General features: G+C 66.2%; 5 protein-coding genes and 1 pseudogene. 2 read left to right on the forward strand and 4 right to left on the reverse strand.

Going from position 1 to position 4,947, the window contains the following annotated elements:
- Window positions 1–162 precede the first annotated feature (162 nt).
- Window positions 163–615 (reverse strand): hypothetical protein, encoded by a 453-nt coding sequence (locus RMO85_RS07420; protein ID WP_310528068.1) that lies wholly within the window; start codon window positions 613–615, stop codon window positions 163–165.
- Window positions 616–1,009: 394 nt separating this feature from the next.
- On the opposite strand from RMO85_RS07420, the gene RMO85_RS07425 reads away from it, so the two are divergent.
- Window positions 1,010–2,026 (forward strand): hypothetical protein, encoded by a 1,017-nt coding sequence (locus RMO85_RS07425; protein ID WP_310528069.1) that lies wholly within the window; start codon window positions 1,010–1,012, stop codon window positions 2,024–2,026.
- Between the two features lie 138 nt (window positions 2,027–2,164).
- Here the strand turns inward: RMO85_RS07425 and RMO85_RS07430 are convergent, their stop codons facing one another.
- Window positions 2,165–2,770: a hypothetical protein gene (locus RMO85_RS07430; protein ID WP_310528071.1), complete on the reverse strand. Its 606-nt coding sequence runs from the start codon at window positions 2,768–2,770 to the stop codon at window positions 2,165–2,167.
- A 448-nt stretch (window positions 2,771–3,218) separates the two neighbouring features.
- On the opposite strand from RMO85_RS07430, the pseudogene RMO85_RS07435 reads away from it, so the two are divergent.
- Window positions 3,219–3,548: pseudogene (locus RMO85_RS07435) on the forward strand (IS1380 family transposase); the annotation flags it as partial.
- A gap of 391 nt (window positions 3,549–3,939) precedes the next feature.
- Here the strand turns inward: RMO85_RS07435 and RMO85_RS07440 are convergent.
- Both RMO85_RS07440 and RMO85_RS07445 read right to left on the reverse strand, forming a co-directional pair.
- On the reverse strand, window positions 3,940–4,398 hold the full coding sequence (locus tag RMO85_RS07440) for a hypothetical protein (protein WP_310528072.1): 459 nt from the start codon (window positions 4,396–4,398) through the stop codon (window positions 3,940–3,942).
- Window positions 4,399–4,742: 344 nt separating this feature from the next.
- A partial coding sequence (locus tag RMO85_RS07445) for a hypothetical protein (protein WP_310528074.1) occupies window positions 4,743–4,947 on the reverse strand: 205 nt, incomplete at its 5' end.

Raw genomic sequence — 4,947 nt, forward strand, 5'->3', positions numbered from 1 at the left:
GGCGTGGCGCGCCCTTCCACCACGACGAGCGACGGCCTCGCCGGACCCTCGACGGCGTGGTCGAGCTCCAGGACAGTCGGGTCGTGGTGTCGGCCAAGGCCGTTAGCGCGAAGCTTGCTGACCTTCGTGGCGGTCGGCCGGCGATGCGTTGGGTCGCCCGCGTCAGTTCGACTCCGACAGGCGGCCCAGACGCGGTTCAGTTGATCCGGCGCGTCTGCCCTTTGTCAGCAGGATCGCGCCGAGCCGCAGCCACATCAGGCCGAGTGTCAGTATCGACACTTCAAGGAGACGCTCATTGATCGCCGACAGCAGACCGCCGACGACCACGACAGGCAAGATACTCACGCCGATCCACCACGCGAACGTGTGTGACGGCGGCGACGAAGTGCGGCGGCCGAGCAACAGCAGGCCGGCGATGAGGGCCAGCGACGACGCTGCGATGGCAGGCCCCCAGATCTGCCCGACGGCTTCGGCTACGCCGGCCACCACGCCGGCCGTGACGCTCAGGATTCCGAGAGCGATGGCCGTCTTACGACGTCCGCCACGAAGGTCGGACGACAGCGCCAACGCGGTCAGGGCGACACCGAAGAACAATGTTGCTGCCTCGAACGGCAAGGGCGGCTGGTCGCCCGTCGCGAGAATCGCTGCAGCTTTGGCAACCCAGAAGAGACCACCAATCGCAGCGACGACTCCGGCCAGGACGTGAAGTGAGGTGCAGGTGATGGCGCCTCCTGCGGTGCCCAGCCGTCTGGCAATGCGGGGTCTAGCTAGGAGAAGTATTGCGCGATCCGGTGATCGTGTGCACGGTCGTGCGGCTTCACAGGCTCGGGGATCATCCGGCCCTCGGTGGTATCCCAGGACCTGTCCACATGCATGGCACACAATTTTCGCCCCTGCCCTGAACCAGCACACGGGTCGCGATGGGTACTAGGACGTTCGGACACTTGTGGGCAACCGGGTACGGGGGAACTGTGAGGTGGATCATTTCCCACCCCCAGGAGTCGTTCTCATGCCCCGACAAGACACCTCACGCCGGCGCCGAGCGGTCGGGGCCGCCTGCGCGACCTTCCTGGTGCCCCTCGCCCTGTCCACAGTCAGCCAGTCGCCGGCCGAGGCCGCGTCGTCCAAGGGCTGTGACGGTGGAGGCTTCACCGTGCTCGGCAAGGGCGCCGGCTTCGAGGGCACCGTGCCCGCTCCCACCGGCCGCTTCCGTGTCCAGGGCAGGTACGCGCAGTTCGACGTCGACCCCGCGGACTTTGCTGTCTACGAACAGTCCTTCACTGGTGCCGCCAACCCACTCGACCAGACCGGCGGCCGGTTCACGCCGATCTATGCCTCCAAGGTGCCCGACCACCGCGGCCTGACTCTGTCGAGCAGCATCTCGATCTCGATCGACGATGAGGCCATCCAGCTCTCCCGCACCGGGACGGGCCTGTCGATGTCGCTGCAGGCCAAGGACTGCGCCTCGGGTGGGATCTTCCAGATGGAGCCGGAGCGCGGTGACGGCACGCGGACCAGGATTGTGCACCGCCTAGCAGACACTGCCTTCTACTACGACAACCCGCTGTTCCGAGCCCGGCTGGGCCAGTTCCTCGGGTCGGGCTGCGCCAGCGTCGAGACCGGTCCTCCTGGACAGTTCTGCGTGCGCGTCACGCCCCGCGTGAACATCGGCAACGACATCTCTCCGCTCTTCGCGGTCCGGGACAGCGCCCAGGTCGCGACCCGGATCCTCCAGGCGGAGTGCGGGCCCGACTTCACCAACGCACTTAGGTTGGCCGAGACCCGCGACCACTGTGGTGGCATGTCGATCTGGGACGTCGCCAGCGGCGGCCGGATGGGCATGGTGACCGGCGAGGACGCCACCGAGGTGGCAAACCCGCCGACAGTGTGCGTCCAGAACTGCCAGGCGCAGAACCAGGTCCGTGGCCGGCTCGCCAACCTTGGGAGCCCCTTCCCCGCGCCGCTCGCGAGCCGGCTCACGCCGCGCAAGTCGACCGACGGCCTGCTGGCCCCGCTGACGCCCTGACCCCAGCGGCGATCGGGCCGCGCACTTGCTGCGCCGATCGCCGTGCGCCGGCGGTCAACCAGAACCTGACAGGTCCCAAGAATCGACCTGATTCCAAGGCCCGACCAGGGTTGCCATCGATCGCTAGCTGGGATCCGGTCACCTCGCAGGATCGACATCGAGCCTCGCTCCGGCCTCGTTGGTGGTGGGAGCGGTTAGGGCCGCCAGACGCTCATCCGACACGATCGCTGACAGCGCCGCGGGATCCAGAACCCCTCGTTTGCCGTAGGTCTCGTACAGAGCGAACACCACACGCCCGGTCCCCGGGTTGACGGATTGTGCCATCACGGTCGAACCAGACAAGTTTTCGTCACTGAAGGCTTCGCCCACCCCCGAGGCGAGGATGGTCCCGTCCGCCGATTCTTCGCAGGCGCCCGGTCCGGTCATCCGATCGCTGAGGTCAGCACAACTCGTGACCGGTGCGTCCCCCTCGATCTGGACCGCCACGACCAGTATGTCCTTGGCTGCACCAGGGAATCGGACCTCCACGGCGACCGTGTCATCCTCACCGCCAGCGCTGAATCCGGCCACCTGATCGGCACCGAGGAGTTCCTGGACCACCGCTGCGATGCCCGCGGGCGTGATGGGCTCCAGCGTGGACGTGGATGTCTGCATCGGTCCTGGATCGCTGGCCTTCGATGTGTCCTGGGCGCAACCCGCAACGGTGACTATCAGTACGAACAGCACAGCGAGGATTCTGGTCATGGTGCCCACTGTCCTCGCTGGAGTACCTTTTGGAATGAGTACGCGGGACTAGTCCGGATGGCCTGATGGTTCGGTCCGGATCGGGCCCAGATTGACGTGGCCTCCCCACCAGTAAGGCCAGCTGATTTTTGCCATAACGCGTGAGCCCTGATCGCACACGAATCCAGCGCCTCGCTACCTACACCGTCGATCCGGACTGCACTCCCCGTCTGAACTCGGAGCGGGCAAGAACACGCTCGATGAGTATCAGGCGCGGCCCATGGCTGGGACGCTGGTGCTCGCGACCAGGCGCCGCCTGGGGCCACACCGTGTTGACGATCGGCGCAGCGGTCGCGACCAACGCCACCGTCTTGACCCTGCTCGTCCAGATCTTCGACATCGTTACCGTGATCTCGGCATATCGCGATCACGGACCCGGAGGTCAGGCCGGCAGCGGCACGGCAGGAGGAGTGATCTGGAGTCGCTCGACACGGTGGCCGCGGATAAGATCTACCCGCGGCCACGTGATCATCGAACAGGTCCACTCCGACCGGAGGAACTCCGCCCTGGCACACCTTCCCTCGAGTGCTTTGGGAGCGGACGCAGCCTGGCTCGTGCTCGCGGTGATGGCGTTCAACCTCACCCGTGCCGCAGCCACCATCAGCGGCCGAGCGTTGGCCACAGCCACCACCGCGACACTCCGCCACTAACTCACATCGCTGTCCCCGTTCGGGTCGCGTCGTCGGCAGGCAGAAGCATCTTGCACCTACGGGCACAGTGGCCCTGCGCAACCGCCTGGATAGCCGTTGTTCAGTCACGGTTGACTGTGACAGGTTTGCTGTGGCCCCATCGTGACGGCCTGAGTTGGCCCCACGCGCGACTCGCCGGGGTGGTTGTGACCGCAGCCGGCCTGCTCTTCGCGACCTCACCATCGACTTCCTGCTCAACATCTCGATCGTGTGGTCCTACGCCGACACGGGAGACCCGGCGCAGCGATCGAGTCGTGACCAACACCGTGAGGGTGATTCTCGCTTGGCCCGCGATCATCCGTTTGGGGTTCGCGGCGAAGCGGTATGAGCGGACTCCGCCTCGGCGGCGGCATATCGGAAGTTCCGTGTAGCCGAACGGCGGCGCAAGGACGCCCCCCTTCGCGCTAGCGACGCATCCTGCCGGTCGTCGTCGGATCCCTGTCAGATGAACACATCTGCATAGGAGACGACGTTGAACAGCACACCGAGCAAACCGATCACGAAGGCGGCTTGCGAGAGCTTGCGGCCTTTCGTCGCGTAGATTCCGGCCCAGCCGAGCAACGCACCGCCGGCCGCGAGTCCGGGAGGGAACCCGGTCCAGAAGCCTGGTGCCATCAGCGTGCCCAGGATGGCGAGTGCCAGGGCCAATCCACCGGAACTTTCCCGACGAAGTGCCCACGGCAGCACCAGCCCGAAGACGACGCCCACGGTGACCGCGGCGATGGCGGCATACACCAGGAGCATGCCAAGACCGATGTCCGGAGGCGAGGGTGGCGGGGCGAAGTCGTTGACGGGATAGGAGACCGTGAAGAGGAAGGCCGCGACCGCGGTAGGCCACAACAACTTTCCAGCCTGTACCCGATGGCTGCGGTTGCGGTCGACGGTCTGTGAGTTGCTCATGGGCGCGGACCCTTCGAGAGGAACGGCAGAGGCGTGCCCAACGGGTCCGAGCGGTACGCCCCTGGCCGGCAAGACTACGAGGCGAAGGGCGTGCACGGAAGACGACCGCCCGTTCCGTGCGGGTTCAGGCGTTCACTCGTCCTCGGGCACTCAAGTTGAATCGCCCCGAGACCGATTGTCCGTCAGGCGAGTGCCGGCGTTCGCACCAGAGGGCAGCCGGTCGACCAATGCGTCAGCCCCGGTGTGCGCTGTCCGCCATGGCTCGTTGGTCCAAGGGCTAGCAAGCCGGATCTCCACCTCATCCGCCAGGTAGGCGCGATCGCCTCGAAATCATCCGCGGTGGCTTAAAGCACCTCGCGTAGATCTTGCGTCAGGGCCGCTAGGGCGAGCAGGGGGATCAGCGCGAACAGTGCGGACACGAGGATCCGCGACCACAGGTTCCCCAAGACTGGACCGAGCAGTGCGCGACGCAACGGCAGGAGGATGCTGACGAGGAGCAGCTGGATGACGAGAACGGGCAGCGCCTGCGGGAACATCAGCGGCGCGAGG

Source organism: Nocardioides sp., from assembly GCF_031422975.1.
Taxonomy (GTDB): Bacteria; Actinomycetota; Actinomycetes; order Propionibacteriales; family Nocardioidaceae; genus Nocardioides.